The organism is Methanococcoides mangrovi (assembly GCF_052057775.1).
Lineage (GTDB): Archaea > Halobacteriota > Methanosarcinia > Methanosarcinales > Methanosarcinaceae > Methanococcoides.
In genome coordinates this window covers 66,124-82,986 of record NZ_CP195121.1, presented here as the reverse complement: position 1 = coordinate 82,986, position 16,863 = coordinate 66,124, and the positions used below count along the sequence as shown (strand labels likewise).

Annotated in this window: 11 protein-coding genes, 2 tRNA genes and 4 rRNA genes; 9 read left to right on the top strand and 8 right to left on the bottom strand. The window is 45.5% G+C overall.

Going from position 1 to position 16,863, the window contains the following annotated elements:
* Positions 1-3 precede the first annotated feature (3 nt).
* The 8 genes from glmS to hisS form a co-directional block, all read right to left on the bottom strand.
* Positions 4-1,848 carry a glutamine--fructose-6-phosphate transaminase (isomerizing) gene (gene glmS / locus ACR3I3_RS00460; RefSeq protein WP_440952629.1) on the bottom strand — a complete coding sequence of 615 codons (1,845 nt, stop codon included), beginning with the start codon at positions 1,846-1,848 and terminating at the stop codon, positions 4-6.
* A 10-nt stretch (positions 1,849-1,858) separates the two neighbouring features.
* Positions 1,859-3,076 (bottom strand): bifunctional sugar-1-phosphate nucleotidylyltransferase/acetyltransferase, encoded by a 1,218-nt coding sequence (gene glmU, locus ACR3I3_RS00455; protein WP_440952628.1) that lies wholly within the window; start codon positions 3,074-3,076, stop codon positions 1,859-1,861.
* A gap of 254 nt (positions 3,077-3,330) precedes the next feature.
* Complete coding sequence (locus ACR3I3_RS00450) at positions 3,331-3,789, bottom strand: 30S ribosomal protein S15 (RefSeq protein ID WP_440952627.1); 459 nt, start codon at positions 3,787-3,789, stop codon at positions 3,331-3,333.
* Between the two features lie 159 nt (positions 3,790-3,948).
* Positions 3,949-5,112: a DUF7284 family protein gene (locus tag ACR3I3_RS00445; RefSeq protein ID WP_440952626.1), complete on the bottom strand. Its 1,164-nt coding sequence runs from the start codon at positions 5,110-5,112 to the stop codon at positions 3,949-3,951.
* Positions 5,113-5,124: 12 nt separating this feature from the next.
* Positions 5,125-5,616 carry a hypothetical protein gene (locus ACR3I3_RS00440; RefSeq protein ID WP_440952625.1) on the bottom strand — a complete coding sequence of 164 codons (492 nt, stop codon included), beginning with the start codon at positions 5,614-5,616 and terminating at the stop codon, positions 5,125-5,127.
* The gene (locus tag ACR3I3_RS00435; protein WP_440952624.1) at positions 5,597-6,205 is read right to left on the bottom strand and encodes a hypothetical protein; all 609 of its coding nucleotides are present in this window, start codon (positions 6,203-6,205) and stop codon (positions 5,597-5,599) included. Before ACR3I3_RS00435 ends, ACR3I3_RS00440 begins: the two co-directional genes overlap by 20 nt.
* Positions 6,202-6,684: a hypothetical protein gene (locus ACR3I3_RS00430; RefSeq protein ID WP_440952623.1), complete on the bottom strand. Its 483-nt coding sequence runs from the start codon at positions 6,682-6,684 to the stop codon at positions 6,202-6,204. The genes ACR3I3_RS00435 and ACR3I3_RS00430 overlap by 4 nt, the downstream gene beginning before the upstream one ends.
* 19 nt (positions 6,685-6,703) lie before the next feature.
* Positions 6,704-7,939: a histidine--tRNA ligase gene (hisS, locus tag ACR3I3_RS00425; protein WP_440952622.1), complete on the bottom strand. Its 1,236-nt coding sequence runs from the start codon at positions 7,937-7,939 to the stop codon at positions 6,704-6,706.
* 763 nt (positions 7,940-8,702) lie between these two features.
* On the opposite strand from hisS, the gene ACR3I3_RS00420 reads away from it, so the two are divergent.
* From ACR3I3_RS00420 to ACR3I3_RS00380, 9 genes are all read left to right on the top strand, one after another.
* Positions 8,703-10,178: ribosomal RNA gene (locus ACR3I3_RS00420) — 16S ribosomal RNA — on the top strand.
* A 111-nt stretch (positions 10,179-10,289) separates the two neighbouring features.
* Positions 10,290-10,362, top strand: a tRNA-Ala gene (locus tag ACR3I3_RS00415).
* 145 nt (positions 10,363-10,507) lie between these two features.
* Positions 10,508-13,433 (top strand): 23S ribosomal RNA (locus ACR3I3_RS00410).
* 68 nt (positions 13,434-13,501) lie between these two features.
* Positions 13,502-13,623, top strand: a 5S ribosomal RNA gene (rrf, locus tag ACR3I3_RS00405).
* A gap of 194 nt (positions 13,624-13,817) precedes the next feature.
* A tRNA-Cys gene (locus ACR3I3_RS00400) sits at positions 13,818-13,889 on the top strand.
* A 24-nt stretch (positions 13,890-13,913) separates the two neighbouring features.
* Positions 13,914-14,035, top strand: a 5S ribosomal RNA gene (gene rrf / locus ACR3I3_RS00395).
* Together the 16S, 23S and 5S rRNA genes with 2 tRNA genes alongside form the textbook arrangement of a ribosomal RNA operon.
* Before the next feature lie 308 nt (positions 14,036-14,343).
* Entirely contained in the window at positions 14,344-15,456 is a 1,113-nt protein-coding gene (locus ACR3I3_RS00390) for an amidohydrolase family protein (protein WP_440952621.1), read from the top strand.
* A 14-nt stretch (positions 15,457-15,470) separates the two neighbouring features.
* Positions 15,471-15,923, top strand: coding sequence for a universal stress protein (locus ACR3I3_RS00385; RefSeq protein WP_440952620.1), 453 nt, complete (start codon positions 15,471-15,473; stop codon positions 15,921-15,923).
* Between the two features lie 22 nt (positions 15,924-15,945).
* Complete coding sequence (locus ACR3I3_RS00380; RefSeq protein ID WP_440952619.1) at positions 15,946-16,800, top strand: CBS domain-containing protein; 855 nt, start codon at positions 15,946-15,948, stop codon at positions 16,798-16,800.
* Positions 16,801-16,863: the final 63 nt, after the last annotated feature.

Here is a 16,863-nt window from a genome sequence, read left to right as displayed (position 1 = left end):
TTTTCATTCCACAGTAACGCTCTTTGCAAGGTTCTTTGGTTTGTCGATGGAGCATCCTCTTGCGAGAGCTGTATAGTAAGCAAGCAATTGCAATACCACGGTTGATAATAAAGGCGAGAGTAACTCATTTGTTGCAGGTACTCGCAATACCCAGTCAACATATTTCTCGATCTCCCTGTCATCCTCATTGGCTACAGCGATCACTCTTGCTTCTCTTGCTTTTATTTCCTTGATATTGCTCAGTATCTTCTCGTATACATGGCCCTTTGTGGCTATTGCAACCACGGGTGTCCCGTCATCTATCAGGGCAAGGGGTCCGTGTTTCAGTTCCCCGCCTGCAAAACCTTCTGCATGTATATATGATATCTCTTTAAGCTTCAGGGCACCTTCGAGTGCTATCGGATAGTTCAGGTGTCTGCCTACAAAGAAATAATCTCTCTCTTTTGCAAACATCTCCGCACATTCACGGATCGTATCTCTGTGGTTCAATATCGTCTGGATCTGTCCGGGGACGCGTTTCAGGTTGACAAGCAGGTCCTTTGCTTCATTTACATCGATCATTCCTCTTGCTCTCGCAAATCGTATTGCGAGCAGATAGAGGGTCACAAGCTGTGCCGTAAAGGTCTTTGTTGCAGCCACTCCTATCTCGGGTCCTGCTCGTGTATAGATCACACTGTTCGCATCTCTTGTGATGCTGCTTCCAACTACATTAGTGATAGCGATCGTATTGCAGTCGTATGATCTGCAACTCCTGATGGCTGCCAGTGTATCTGCGGTTTCCCCTGATTGTGTGATAGCAATTGAAAGGGTATTTTCATCCATTATCGGATTGCTGTATCTGAACTCAGATCCGATATCCACATCGGTGTGTATGCCTGCAACGTTCTCAAAGAGATATTTTCCTACCAATCCTGCATTCAAAGATGTTCCGCAGGCAATGATCTCTATTCTTTCGATGTTTCTTATTTCCTCATTGGACATTTTTAGCTCTTCAAGGTTTACTGAACCATCCAGCTCGGATAATTTGCCTGAAAATGTATCATGTACTGAGGTGGCCTGCTCGTGTATCTCTTTAAGCATGAAGTGCTCATATCCCGCTTTTTCTGCAGCCTCAATGTCCCAATCAATGGTAGTCTTCTCCTTTTTGAGGACATTGCCGTCGAGATCAAAGAACTCCGCTCCTTCCGGCCTGATCATTACAAGGTTCAGGTCATCGACAAAAACGACATCTTTTGTATGACTCAGGAAAGCAGTAACATCCGATGCAGCATAGTATTCATTATCTCCTATCCCGATTATCAGGGGGCTGTCTTTCCTGGCGGCCAGCATCATGCCCGGCTCGCTGCTACATACTGTGGTAATTGCATAAGATCCCTCGATCTCTTTTAGTGTGCTGCGAAGTGCTTCAATGAAACTGGATATCTTGGATTTGCTGTCAACGCTTCCGTATAGTTTCGAGTGTAAAAGGTGTGCAATGACCTCCGTATCGGTATCGGAAACAAAATCGTAACCTTCCTGCTGGAGTCTTTCTTTGATAGGAAGGTAGTTCTCGATGATTCCGTTGTGAACTACTGATATGTCTCCGGAGTTGTGCGGGTGGGAATTAATCGTGCTTGGGACGCCGTGTGTAGCCCATCGCGTATGCCCGATCCCTATATTCCCTTTGAGATCTTTTGGTAGTATCTTTTCCAGTTCCTTTATTTTTCCGACGGTCTTGTATGTTTCTATCTTCCCATTAAGTACGGTAAGTCCTGCTGAGTCATATCCTCTGTATTCAAGCTTTTTTAAGCAATCCACTATTATAGGTGCTACCTCTTGGTTGCCTACGTATCCTATTATTCCACACATTCTGGTCCCCTCAGACAACAATGGAATTTTCAGGCAATACTCGGGAGACAGTCTTTCCTGATTCGATCTGACAGTTGTGGGAGATCATGGACCCTGCTTTCATTAGTACCCGGTGTCCTATCTTTATGTCGTCTCCGGTAATTGCTCCCAGTTTTTCAGCAATATGGATCTCATCTTCCATTTCGATCCTGACATTTTCCTTGTCCTCAGCAACAAAATAAGGGCCTATGCTATTGTTTAGCCCTATCACGGAATTTGATATGGATCCGTGTGAACGTATCCTTGTATTGTCCATTATTATACTGTTCTGTATCTGTGTGAAGGATCCGATGGAAACGTTATTTCCAATAGTTGTGGATGGTAATATCACAACATTTGGTGCAATTTCACAATTGTTGCCTATCATTGTTGGTCCTACAATGTAACATCCTGATCTGATTACTGTGTTGCTGCCAATACTGACACTACCATGGATAACTGCACCTTCTTCAACGGTTCCTTCTATTTTGTAATCTTCTGATCTATTAAGGACCGTTGAATTGTCTTTCAGAAGGTCCCATGCAAAAACTGCGTCAATCCACAATGATCTTGTGACAACCTGATCCACTTCCATACCATCATCTATCATCTGTTGTATGGTTTCAGTGATCGCGTATTCTCCCAGTGGGGATATTGGTGTGTGTTCTATTCTTTCAAAGATGCCCTGGTCAAAGATATATATGCCTGTGTTGATGATGTGGCTAAGCTCTGATGTTGGTTTTTCGATGATCTTTGTTACCTTTATTCCACTTGCTATGATGACGCCATAGCCGCTTATATGTTCCTTTTTTGTTGTCAGTATCGTTACATTTCCGCTATGTTTGTCTATAAGGTTGCGGATCGTTTGTGGCTCGATCACATTATCGCCGTTAAGTACCATGAAATACCTGTCATCTTCTTCCATCATCTCTTGCACTTGTTTTATGGCATGAGCTGTTCCAAGCTGGGTTTGCTGGTGCACGTACCTGATATTAACTCCAAAATCGACGCCATCTTTGAAGTAGTTCATTATGCGTTCCCGCTCGTAGCCCACAACAAGTATTATATCTTTTATATCGTTCTTTGCAAGTGAATCGATGACGTGTTCAAGTATTGGTTTATTAGCAACAGGAAGCATGACCTTTGATCTGGTGGTCGTGAGTGGCCGGCACCTTATCCCTTCCCCTGCAGCCAGAATTACAGCTTTCATAATGTTATAGTGGTCATTCTAAGAATTTATATCTTGCCTTTTTTATTGTCTTTAGCTTTGCAGGCTTCTGAATTTGATTTTTTGTGACCGAATTCAATGATGGGGTGATATAGTAAAATGAAATGGCAAAATGAAATTTTTACATGCTCTTAGAACAATTGATTATCATGTAACTTAAAAACGGTAAAAAATGTAAAAACATGTAATGATGTCCGGCAAAGCCGAACATCAAATATTGGTATGGAGCCGCCCGCTTATCTTGTGATAAGCATTTCTGCGGTTTCTGGCTTGTATTTCCAGGTTGCAGGGAGCACCTTTGTGGACTGGTAGTATTTTACGAGCCTTCTGATCTTTGACTCGGTTGACTGAAGTGCTCTCTTGTTGTGTACGTCCTTGTGGTTCGCAACGAGGTGCTTGCGCATTCCGATAGCTTTTACAATAAGGTTGTACAGGTCTTCCGGTACGTTTGGAGCTTCACCGTTCTCTTTCAGGATCTCTGTGATCTTCTTTCCGGTTGCGAGCTTAACATCAGGTACGCCGTATCTGTCCCTGAGGTTCATTCCAATAACGCTTGTAGAGTTACCAAGCTTCCACATGTCAAGGATAGCGGTTGTGATCTCTTCTGCGGTTGTTGTGGACCATGCAGGTGCTTCTGTCCTGATTGGTTTTGTTGATCCGGATTTACCTTTCCTACGAGTATGCATTTTTGCCATAGCATTCCTCCTGATAATTATGATTTGATTGTTTAAATGAAATATTTATGTTTGAGTTTATGCTCAAGTTAAAGGAACATTGGGAACATTAACTTGAATCGTTACTTTGGCGAAGTGACCTAAATACACGTTCCATTTAATATAAAGCTTATGTTCCTGTTACCAGATGGAAATCGTGACATCGACATAATAATTGTCGATCATCCTGTAAATCTCATCCACTTGTGCATCTCTAAGTTCTTTTGTTGTATTGATGTCTGTGGAATTCGCCATCTTTGAACTCGTATTGTCTATATTGATATCAAGCTCATTGTGCAGGTGTTCCTCAATTCTCTGTTGATTGTATTCAGTTATTTTCTGCTCAAGAACTGAAATTATGTTATTGTCCAGTTCTTCATGAATTGGATCTTCCTCATAGGCGATGCCCGAACTGTAGTTCAGTATGTGTGTTGCTATCAGGATCTCTATATTGTCGGTATCTTCTTGTGGTGAAGCTCCAAATGTATCTATTGGGTTTTCCGAATACTGTCCGATCATGTTTCTAAGGTACTCTGCAGGGAACACTATTTCTGTAATGGTCTCAGCAGCGGACAATGATGCTTCCTCTATTGTTCTGTTGAATGCGCTATCATATGCGTTCAACTTTGTTGTGTTCGATGAGTTATTGATATCTTGCAGCAGACTATCATTTATGATCGCAATTAGCTCATCTCTTGAGGTCCTTTGGTTGAGGGGTAGTGTTATACGTGAACTCTGGCGTACGGTATCGTACGGTGGTGTCATTCCGATCGCTAAGGAGCTTTTTAGCGGATAGTTCTGCACAGGTTCCCAATTTGCTTCGAGGTGATATTCATATCTTCCACCGATCCTCGTATCAAGGTATGATGCGATTGCCTGAGATGTTTGCCTTTTGTGATCCTGCGCAATCGGGTTGATGTACCGTGAACTTCCATTTTGTTCTATCGTAAGTGTCAGTAGCATATCTTCTGCGATCATGTCCGCAAATGTTCGATGTTGGTGCTGTTTTCCGAACATTGTATTCATCGGATTGCTGAGAAAACTATTCTCAGGTATAGTTATTCCCGTGATCTCGAGAGGTGTGATCTCATATTCAAATCTGTCCACGTTCGAGTTCAGTAATGAGCTTAACAGATGTGTATTAAAATCCTGTGTTGCAGTGTATGCAGCTGCATCGTATTGCCTTTCTGCTGTTATGGACGGCATGATTATGGCTGTTGCAACGGATATCAGAACGAGGAAAAATAGGGCATCCAGAGTTGTTGAGAATGCTCTTTGGTCTTGTGTGAACTTCGTTTTTAGCATGATCTCACTTCTTCATATGTATCGTTTCCAGATCCTCACCGTGATCGTTCCGGATGTATATTGTGCAGGATTTATCTCAATGGTAACTGGTATGGATGCTGCCACCACATTCCCGCCAGGCTGTGTTTTGTTCTGTTTTATCGTCCAGTGATGTCTGCCGTCGTCGGTGCGGATGTCTACTGAGAAGTCGCTATTGGGGGAGAATCGTGAAAAGAAAAGTTCATGTGTTTCATTGTCTGTGGCAGGGTCTGATATTTTATCCAGCATTCGGGCAGATATTATATCGCTACGCGTACCCTGCAGATCTTCCCATGAAGCAATGCTTTCAGCTATGCGGGATGCTTCTTCATAGTTCTCTATGGAATAGCTCTGCTCATCGTGGATGATGTATGCCTTTGACATGACTGCAGCAAAGATCACAAATCCAATGACTACCAGTGCAGTGGCCAGAATGTCATTGTGAGGTTCAAGGATCGCTTGCTCGTCATTGATAAACAAGCACAATTTCAAGTTTTTTAACCTCGGAATCGTTTTTCAGGTAAATTGGTATCTTTTCAATATGGACTATTTTCTCTGTATTTAACATTAATTCCTGGGTGGTAACGGGTGAAAGCAATTCGATAACTGTCGCTGCTTTAGTGTTTAATGGATTTTCAATTGTTCCGGTATGTGCATTGAAATTGTTAAAAAGCAGTTCTCGTACTTCAGTTTCATTAAGTGGGACTGTTCTGAATGTATGGGGTTTCACTGAATGGTACGTTCTATCTCGATATGTCGTTTCAAACCGGATGTATTCTCCTGAAATGAATGTCCTGGTGGGATATTCAGTGTTGAGCTCATATGTGGAGTTTTCCCTTATACTGTCTGTTGAAATGCTTCCCACATCATCAATTGCAGCTTTCAGTCCCATGGCTTCCGAATCCAGCTGTCTTTGCATCTGCATGTCGCTAAGGTCTGCTCCTATCTGGTAAAATGCTGCAAGCAGGACTATACTTGCTATCATCAATGAGGCTTTAGACAATGTGAAGTCTATCCAGCCGGATCTGTCGGTTAAAAGTTCCCTGGCTTTTTGCAGTATTCTTTCGTTTTTCATTTTTCAGATATTTTTACAAAGAGTATTCCTGTTGCAGGATCTCTTTCGGTCTCAAGTTTCAGTTCATGGTGCCCGGGGCTTATTGTGTATGGTCCGGTCATGTTTGTATTGGAAAATGCAGCTTTTGACTCATAAATGGTCTGTTGTTCATCGATCTGGATGTAGTAGTTCTTTGAGTCTGAAGGCCAGCCCGTTTCTTCATCTCCTCTTTTTTGGATCTCTCCCATGTGCACTTCTGCATTTTCGGGGATCTCTATTTCTATGTGGATCATGTTTCCTTCTCCTCTTACAGAGATCTGCTCTGCATTTGAGACTATTTTACTGATCTCTGTAGTTGTGATGTCTTTATCCGTGTTCTGCTTCAGATCGGATATGGCCGTGAAAAAAAGTGCCATGATCATCAATATGAGGATCGATGTAATAGCAAATCTTAAGGGCAGCGAATCGGCTGCCCTTTCGTTTTTCAGAAAAGAGTACATATTGTGTGTTCTTTACTTTTCAGTTGGTTTTCAGCATTTTGATGGCTTCTTCAAGTTCCAGTTGGGATTGCTCTCCGCTTTGCATGTCCTTTACAGTAAGTTTGCCTGATTCGATCTCTTTTTTGCCTACGATGACCGTATAGTCGGCTTCAATGTTATTGGCGTGGGATAGCTGTGATTTGAAATTACGTTTCATTATGTCTATATCGACGGTAAGTTCCTTGCGCATTTCGGTTGCTATCTTTATTGCATCTATGCGTGTGTCATCTGTTGCTACGATGACCACTTTGTTCTCTTTGGGAGGCTGGATCTCGCAGATCTCCATTATGCGGTCGAAACCAACCCCGAATCCTGTAGATGGGACATCTCCTCCTCCAAAGAGGGAGATCAGCTGGTAGGATCCGCCGCCGCAGATCTGGTTCTGTGCACCGAGACCTTCTGCATATATTTCGAATACCATTCCGGTGTAGTAGTCAAGTCCTCTGGCAATTCCAAGGTCTATGGTGTAGTCAATTCCATATGCTTCAAGGAAGGTTAGAAGCTCTTCGAACCTGTCTATCTCTTCGATATTTCCGAGGATCTCCCTTGCTTTTGCGATGGCATCTGAGCCGCTGAGGCATATGAGCTCCAGAAGGTTCCTCCTGAGTTCGGCAGGTGCGTTGATCTCTTCAAAGTAGTCATCAAGTCCGGTGTCATCTTTTTTGTCGACAAGGCGCATGATCTTGCTTTTTTGTTCATCCTCTGTATCCTTGAGGATGTGGCGGATAATTCCCAGGTGGCCTACGTGCAGGTCGCCTTTGATACCTGCAGCCTCGATCATGTTGGTCGCAAGGGCTATGATCTCTGCATCTGCGTCTGCGCGGTTGCTGCCAATGACCTCTACACCAAATTGCCAGAACTCCCTGAAACGACCTTTCTGGGGTCTCTCGTAACGGAAACAGTTCTCAAAGTAGAACAGTTTGAGGGGGCGCGACATTGCCTGCATCTCGTTGACGTACATTCTCATCACAGGTGCTGTCAGCTCAGGGCGCAATGTCATTTCCCTGTTGCCTTTGTCGTTGAAGTTGTAAAGTTCGCCTACCACTCCCTCTCCTGATTTGAGGGTGAAGAGCTCCAGATGCTCGAATGTGGGTGTAATGATCTCTTTGTATCCCCATTTTCTGACTACCTGTCTCATTATGTTCTCTACATTTCTCCTGCGAGCGGTCTCTTCCGGAAGGAAATCCCTTGTTCCTCTTGGTTTGCTTACTTTCATTTTGATCGAATCCTGCTGATGCGGATTATTGTAATAATTTTAATGTTATGCCTTTATGGGTCTTGCTTATTATAGTATGTAGGCCCTGATGTTCTGGCTGGTCTATACTAATGAATAATGTATTTTATATTTTCGATTAGTCTCTCTTTGTGGGTTGCCTCATCGATCATCATCTTTTGTGCCTCAGGGTACGACAATTGGGGTCAATTTTCTTTTAATGGGACGATTTGCCTGTTTCTTTATATATGGGACAGTTTTTTCTTTTTTTACCTGATGGGTTATGGGGGCATCAAATTTTGCCTCCGCACCCCTTCAATATAAATCACTGTCACACCGTGTCACGCAACGTATATATACGAGGTTGTTGTTGTAGGGGTGCTCACAATGAGCCGGTCGGTGTCGATTCTGACACGGTCGGGTTGTGAGCTCGAAAAACGCTATACATTCTTCGTGTATCTTGCACATTCTCCAAAAATGTGCAGCAACCTTCCGAATCGGAAGGTATATATACGATGGAATGTATCTAGGGAATCCCGCACAACGTGCGAGGAATTCAATCACCTCCAAATCAAAATCATTGGTGGAGACCGGAGCTTTTCCGGTCTGACGTTGAATGTGGCAGTTCGGTTAATTCTGACTGATAGTGATATTATCTATCAAAGAACTAACCAACTATTGTGCATAGAAAACAACTCTCTAATTAAATAGAGTTCTTTTCCGACAATTCTTAGTTAACTTCCAAATTTGTGTGCTTTAACAAATAACTCTGGTTGATCCTGCCAGAGGTTACTGCTATCGGTGTTCGACTAAGCCATGCGAGTTACATGTTCTTCGTGAACATAGCGGACTGCTCAGTAACACGTGGATAACCTGCCCTTAGGTTCGGCATAACTCCGGGAAACTGGTGATAATTCCGAATAAGCCATTATTGCTGGAATGCTTTTTGGTTCAAAGGCTTCGGTCGCCTAAGGATGGATCTGCGGTCTATCAGGTAGTAGTGGGTGTAATGTACCTACTAGCCTACGACGGATATGGGTTGTGAGAGCAAGAGCCCAGAGATGGATTCTGAGACATGAATCCAGGCCCTACGGGGCGCAGCAGGCGCGAAAACTTTACAATGCGGGAAACCGCGATAAGGGGACACCGAGTGCCAGCATATTATGTTGGCTGTCCACATGTGTAAACGGCATGTGTTAGCAAGGGCCGGGCAAGACCGGTGCCAGCCGCCGCGGTAACACCGGCGGCCCGAGTGGTAATCACTTTTATTGGGTCTAAAGGGTCCGTAGCCGGTTTGATCAGTTCTTCGGGAAATCTGACAGCTCAACTGTTAGGCTTCCGGGGAATACTGTCAGGCTTGGGACCGGGAGAGGTAAGAGGTACTATAGGGGTAGGAGTGAAATCTTGTAATCCCTATGGGACCACCAGTGGCGAAGGCGTCTTACCAGAACGGGTCCGACGGTGAGGGACGAAAGCTGGGGGCACGAACCGGATTAGATACCCGGGTAGTCCCAGCCGTAAACGATGTTCGCTAGGTGTCAGGGACGGTGCGACCGTTTCTGGTGCCGCAGGGAAGCCGTGAAGCGAACCACCTGGGAAGTACGGCCGCAAGGCTGAAACTTAAAGGAATTGGCGGGGGAGCACTACAACGGGTGGAGCCTGCGGTTTAATTGGACTCAACGCCGGAAAACTCACCGGGGGCGACAGCAACATGTAGGTCAGGCTAAAGACCTTACCTGAATCGCTGAGAGGAGGTGCATGGCCGTCGTCAGTTCGTACTGTGAAGCATCCTGTTAAGTCAGGCAACGAGCGAGACCCGTGCCCACTGTTGCCAGCATGTCCTTCGGGATGATGGGTACTCTGTGGGGACCGCTGGTGCTAAACCAGAGGAAGGTGCGGGCTACGGTAGGTCAGTATGCCCCGAATCTCCCGGGCTACACGCGGGCTACAATGGCTGGGACAATGGGTCCCTACACCGAAAGGTGATGGTAATCTCCTAAACCCAGCCGTAGTTCGAATTGAGGACTGTAACTCGTCCTCATGAAGCTGGAATCCGTAGTAATCGCGTTTCAACATAGCGCGGTGAATACGTCCCTGCTCCTTGCACACACCGCCCGTCAAACCACCCGAGTGAGGTATGGGTGAGGGCACGGATTTGTGCCGTGTTCGAACCTAAATTTCGCAAGGGGGGTTAAGTCGTAACAAGGTAGCCGTAGGGGAATCTGCGGCTGGATCACCTCCTAAGCAAGATCCGCACAAAGCGGATCACCGCTATCAGTCAGAAATCGAAAGACTGCCACATTCAACAAACCACTTTCAATGAAACAAGATTTCGCTGGTAGAACGAGAGCGAGGGCTTGTAGATCAGTTGGAAGATCGTCGCCTTTGCAAGGCGAAGGCCCTGGGTTCGAATCCCAGCAAGTCCATTGGATCAATTACGATTCACAAATCATCAAGTGCACCGAGCAAGTAATATTGCTTGGGAAGGATGGATGTGCCCATTCCCCGATTTTGGGCACTATGAGATCATGTATATATTACATATCAGACGCTCACTGGACAAAGTGAGATGGACTCTGGTAATTATGCCGTCAGGTGGATGGCTCGGCTCAAGCGCTGATGAAGGACGTGCCAAGCTGCGATAAGCCCAGGGTAGGCGCATGGAACCTATGAACCTGGGATTTCCTAATGAGACCTCTTAGCACATTTGTGCTGATCAGTCATGATCGGGAACGCCCCGAATTGAAACATCTTAGTAGGGGCAGGAAGAGAAATCGAAGAGATGCCGTTAGTAATGGCGAATGAACCCGGCAAAGTTCAAACTGAATCCCTCCAGCAATGTGAGGGAGATGTGGTGTTATAGGACCTTCTAAGGATCCCCTCTTTTCCTAGCTGAACTTATCTGGAACGTTAGACCATAGAGTGTGACAGTCACGTAAGTAAAGAAAAGCGGATCTGGAAGTGTTCCTGAGTACCGTGTGTTGGAAATCACGCGGGAATTTGGGAGGCACCAACTTCCAAAACTAAATACGTCTTGAGACCGATAGCGAAGTAGTAGGGTGACCGAAAACTGAAAAGTACCCCCAAAAGGGAGGTTAAAAGTGCCTGAAACCTGATGGTGATGGAGCGATATGGCATGAAAGGATCTTTAGTTCGAAGGAATCAACCGCGAGGTTGTAGTACGAGTTCTATTGCCGATGTCATATCATACGTTTTGAAGAACGGGCCAGGGAGTGTAATTAAGTGGCGATGGCTAACCTTTTATCTGGGAAGCCGAAGCGAAAGCAACATGCGTGCAACCCTTGTGGTGAGACGCGGCGTATACAAGTGCGTGGAGTCACTAAGTTACGACCCGAAGCCGGGTGATCTAGGCGTGGGCAGGTTGAAGCGTGGCGAAAGCTACGTGGAGGACCGCAAGCGGTATTGATCTGCAAATCATTCGTGTGACCTGCGTCTCGGAGTGAAAGGCTAATCTAACCCGGCATCAGCTGGTTCCTTCCAAAACATGTCGCAGCATGACCTAACTGGAGATAGTCGGTGGAGTAGAGCACTGATTGGTGGTCCCGGGGAAGAAATTCCTCAGCCGCTTGTCAAACTCCGAACCCACCGTCGTCGTAGAAGGTTGGAGTCCGGGCTACTGGGGTAAGCTTGTAGTCCGTAAGGGAGACAACCCAGCCCGTGGTTAAGGTCCCTAAGTGTCGACTAAGTGTTAATACTAAAGGGCGTCCTAAGCCCTAGACAGCTGGAAGGTTAGCTTAGAAGCAGCTATCCTTTAAAGAGTGCGTAACAGCCCACCAGTCGAGGTTTGGGGCCCCGAAAATGGACGGGGCTCAAGTCGACCACCGATACCACGGAGTACCGCAAGGTAATCTCGTAGGAAGGCGTTGCGTTCGGGCAGAAGCAGGGCTGTGAAGTCCTGTGGACCGTGCGGAAACGAAAATCCTGGTAATAGTAACAGCAAAGTCAGGTGAGAATCCTGACCGCCGAAGGGGCTAGGTTTCCTCGGCAATGATCGTCAGCCGAGGGTTAGTCGGTCCTAAGTTGTACCGTAATTCGAGTACATCGAAAGGGAAACAGGTTAATATTCCTGTACCATTTAGCAATAAAACTGACGTTTCGGGGCAGGCTGAGCGGCGCCGTCGCGCCGTCTAAGCATCGAACTCTGTGGAGAGCCGTAATGGCGAGAAGCAGACGAATATGTTATGGCGAAAGTCAGCTGCACCCTGGAACCCGTGAAAAGGGAGCTAAATGTCCGTACCGAGATCTGACACAGGTGCCCCTAGCTGAAAAGGCTAAGGCGTGTCGGAATAATTTGGCTAAGGGAATTCGGCAAATTGGCTCCGTAACTTCGGGAGAAGGAGTGCCTGCTGTGAAGACAGCAGGTCGCAGTGACCAGAGAACTCTAACTGTCTAATACCAACATAGGAGATCGCAAACCCGTAAGGGCTAGTACGATCTCTGAATCCTGCTCAGTGCAGGTACCTGAAACTTCGGTTCAACGGAAAGAAGGGCCTGTAAACAGCGGGGGTAACTATGACCCTCTTAAGGTAGCGTAGTACCTTGTCGCTTAATTGGCGACTTGCATGAATGGATCAATGAGAGTTCTACTGTCCCTAGCCAGAGTCCGGTGAAGCTTACATTCTAGTGCAGAGTCTAGAGACCTCTAGGGGGAAGTGAAGACCCCGTGGAGCTTTACTGCAGCCTGTCGCTGGGGTGTGATTTTGGATGTACAGTGTAGGTAGGAGACGTCGAAGCCGGTGCGCCAGCATCGGTGGAGTCGCAATTGGGACACTACCCTTCCAAAGTTACGCCCCTTACTCCGAGAGGAGGACCCCGATAGGTGGGCAGTTTGCCTGGGGCGGGACGCCCTTGAAAAGATATCAAGGGCGCGCAATGGTTAACTCAAGTGGGTCGGAAACCTACTGAAGAGTGCAAGAGCATAAGTTAGCCTGACGTGATTCAGCACAGTAGTGGATCGCGAGACGAAAGTCGGTTCTAGCGAACCTTTATGTCCCGCTTGGTGCGGGCTAAAGATGACAGAAAAGTTACCCCGGGGATAATTGAGTCGTTGCCGGCAAGAGCACATATCGACCCGGCAGCTTGCTACCTCGATGTCGGTTCTTTCCATCCTGGCTGTGCAGCAGCAGCCAAGGGTGAGGTTGTTCGCCTATTAAAGGAGATCGTGAGCTGGGTTTAGACCGTCGTGAGACAGGTCGGTTACTATCTACTAGAGGTGTCTGTAGTCTGAGGGTAAGTTGCTTTTAGTACGAGAGGAACAGGGCAACGGCGCCACTGGTCGATCGGTTGTCTGACAAGGCAATGCCGAGCAGCTACGCGCTAAGGAATAAGAGCTGAATGCATCTAAGCTCGAAATCTAACCTAAAAAGAGACTGCGTTAAGGATTCCGGTAAAAGACCGGATTGATAGGGTCGGGATGTACGCACCAAGGTAACGAGGTGTTCAGTCCGCGGCTACTAATATCCGTGCCTCATCCGTCTCGCTCTGTCCAGGCGAAATCTGATATGTGATATAATTAACATGATCATTTCCAGTATTAGAAGTGAGTATAGCGGCCATAGCGGCAGGGCAACTCCTGTTCCCATTCCGAACACAGAAGATAAGCCTGCCCACGTTGTTTACTGTACTGAGGTACGAGAGTCCTTGGGAAATCTACATCGCTGCTATGCTCACTCTTTACCTTAACTTTTCTTGATTTGCTACAACCCATGAGCTGTGTCTTTATCTTTTTCAGAATTTTAACATTCATCTTTGGTTCTGCTTAAAGTATGTACTGCCCCGGTGGCTGATCAATAGACCTTTGCATTCATGTCGCAATGTAAAGGCTTATATGTCTGTATTGCCTATTAGGGTTCGTTCAAATGCCAAGGTGGCGGAGCGGCTACGCAATCGCCTGCAGAGCGATTTCATTCCGGTTCGAATCCGGACCTTGGCTTTCATTCATCAATATGAGTTTGAGTACGGCGGCCACAGCGGCAGGGCAACTCCTGTTCCCATTCCGAACACAGAAGATAAGCCTGCCCACGTTGTTTACTGTACTGAGGTACGAGAGTCCTTGGGAAATCTACATCGCTGCTGTGCTTACTCTATTACTCTTTTCTTTTAATTTGATCTTCACTCACTAGCTTTGGCCTTGCTTTTCCTCAGGTAACTTCCTATCCCGTTAGTCCCATGCACTGATATGTTACTGTACATGATTAAAGTCAACAAAACCACCAAAAATCATCTTGATCTAACAACTCTTTCTTGCTAAGGGTATATCCCTGATCCCAATACTAACTGCGAGCCAATACAAAGTCCCCTTGAACGAAGTGAAAGGGACGCGCGCTCCAGAAGTGCCTATCTGGCGGAGGATATATCTACTTTACAGGATATATTAGTTAGTCGGAATGTCTTGTGAACAGATAATTTCAGGTCGGATTATTCTAGGGGATGAACTGGAATCTATTGAAGGCTATATCTGTGTGGAGGGTGGAATAATTACTGAAATTGGTGAGGAGTCCACAACAAGCAGGAATATCATTGCACCATGCTTTGTAAATTCACACACGCATATCGGAGATTCCGTCTGTAAGGACCCTGTGCTTGGTGTATGCGAGAACTTCCGCATAAAAAAAGACCTTGATTCTCTGGTAAGACCGCCCGATGGCCTGAAACACAGGATACTTGGAAGAACATCCTATTCTGATCTGGTTGTATCTATGAGATCAAGCATAGAAGATATGCTGGCAACCGGCACTGGTGCTTTTGCAGACTTCAGAGAGGGTGGACTTCTCGGTGTTTTTGCAATAAAAGAGGCTGTTGATGATATCAATATTGATAGCCTTGTTCTCGGGAGACCAAAGGATCCGGATAATCCTATGGATGAAGTATTGTCAGAGATCGATCGCATCCTTCAGCATGCAGACGGTCTTGGGATGAGCGGTACGAACGATGTTGATATGGAACTTCTACATAGGTCAAGGACTGCATCAAAAAACCGGAGGCGAAAGTTTGCCATCCATTCCGGAGAGAAATCTGATGATGATATTGAAAAAGCTCTCTCTCTTGATCCGGATATCCTGATACACATGACCAGGGCAAAAAGATCTGACCTGATGGCAGTGGCAGATGCGGGTATACCAGTTGTCGTTTGTCCGCGTTCAAATTTTGTGACCGATGTAGGTATGGCTCCAGTTTCTGAAATGCTGGAATTGGGAGTTACTGTGGCAGTTGGCACCGACAATGTCATGTTAAATTCTGTTAATATGTTCTCTGAAATGGAGCTATTATCCAAGGTTTTTGGTCTTGAGGATAGACAAGTATTTAAGATGTGCACGCTAAATGGGGCATCATGCTTGGGATTTAATTGTACAGGTTCCATCAAGAAAGGCAATAAAGCCAATCTTATGATACTGAATGGGGCTTCCAATAATCTGAAGGGCATTAGTGACCCGGTAAGCGGATTGGTCAGAAGAGGCCGACCGGATGATATTTTATCCATAATCCATTCAAACAACTGATTGCGAGGGGTAATATGACGAGCGAATTGTACAAAAAAATATTGATAGCAACCGATGGTTCTGAAAAGAACAAAAAGGCAATATCTTATGGTATTGAATTTGCGAAATTGAGTGGGGCAAAGCTGTATGTTGTTTATGTGGTGGATACCGCTGCTTTTGCTTCTATTCCAATGGATGCTGGATGGGAAATGATGTATGAACTTCTTGAAACAGAAGGCAAGGGTGCATTGACGAATGTTGAGGAACTTGCATCAGCTGCTGGTCTTCAGTCAGAGTCTGCAGTTCTTGAAGGTCATCCCAGTCATGAGATCCTGGAATATGCAAAGAACAATGATGTTGATCTGATAGTAGTTGGAACACTTGGTAAGGGTGGCATTGACAGATTCCTCCTTGGAAGTGTAGCTGAAAAGGTCACTCGCAATTCAGAAGTTCCTGTACTTGTTGTGCGTAGTGATAAAAACGAATGAATAATACTGAGGTTAAAAAAATATGCCTAAGGATACACTCGTTAGAGACGTAATGGTAAAGGATGTTGCATCTGTTTCTCTTCCCGGTTCAAGGGATGAGGTCCTTTCTATTCTGAAAGACAAGCGGGTTTCAGGACTTCCTGTTCTCAAAGATAATAAAGTGGTTGGTATTGTAAGCCGTTCTAACTTACTTAAGAATCCAACTGAAGAACAACTTGCTCTTTTGATGACACGTGACCCTGTAACAATAAGTCCCGATGAGGATATCACAGTTGCAGCACGTCTTCTGCTCAAACATGGTATCAGAAGGCTTCCTGTAGTCGTTGAAGATGAGAAACTCGCAGGTATGATCACAGTTGCCGATGTTGTTGGTAGCATGGTTGATCTGAACATCACAGATCCGATCAGTGAATACCTTAACCATGGTGTAGGTCCTGTCTGGAATATGACACCTCTTCCTGTAGTTGCAAGGCACATGGAACTTGCTCATGTGAAGGCAGTTCCGGTTATCGATTCATCTCTTGACCTTGTGGGTATCATCTCAGACCGTGATGTCATCAGTTCAAGTGTCATCGAAGATACTGTTGAAATGTCTGACATGTCAGCAGGTTCTGATGATGATGAATGGACCTGGGAGAGTATGAGGGATACTATGAGCATTTATTATAGTGTTTCAAGGATCAAAGTACCGGATGTACCTGTAAATGATGTAATGGTCAAAGATCTCATAACTGCCTCTAATAGCATGGGGGTCAGCGAATGTGCTCTTAAGATGAAGAGACACAGGATCGACCAGATGCCGGTTGTTGATGCAAATCAGAGATTCATCGGACTATTGAGGGATCGCTACCTCTTGAAAGCCCTTCTTAAGTACTGATCCTTTTGGACCAACAGCAGCACTTATTCCTGTTGGTTCACTTATTTTATTTTAATAGGTGTG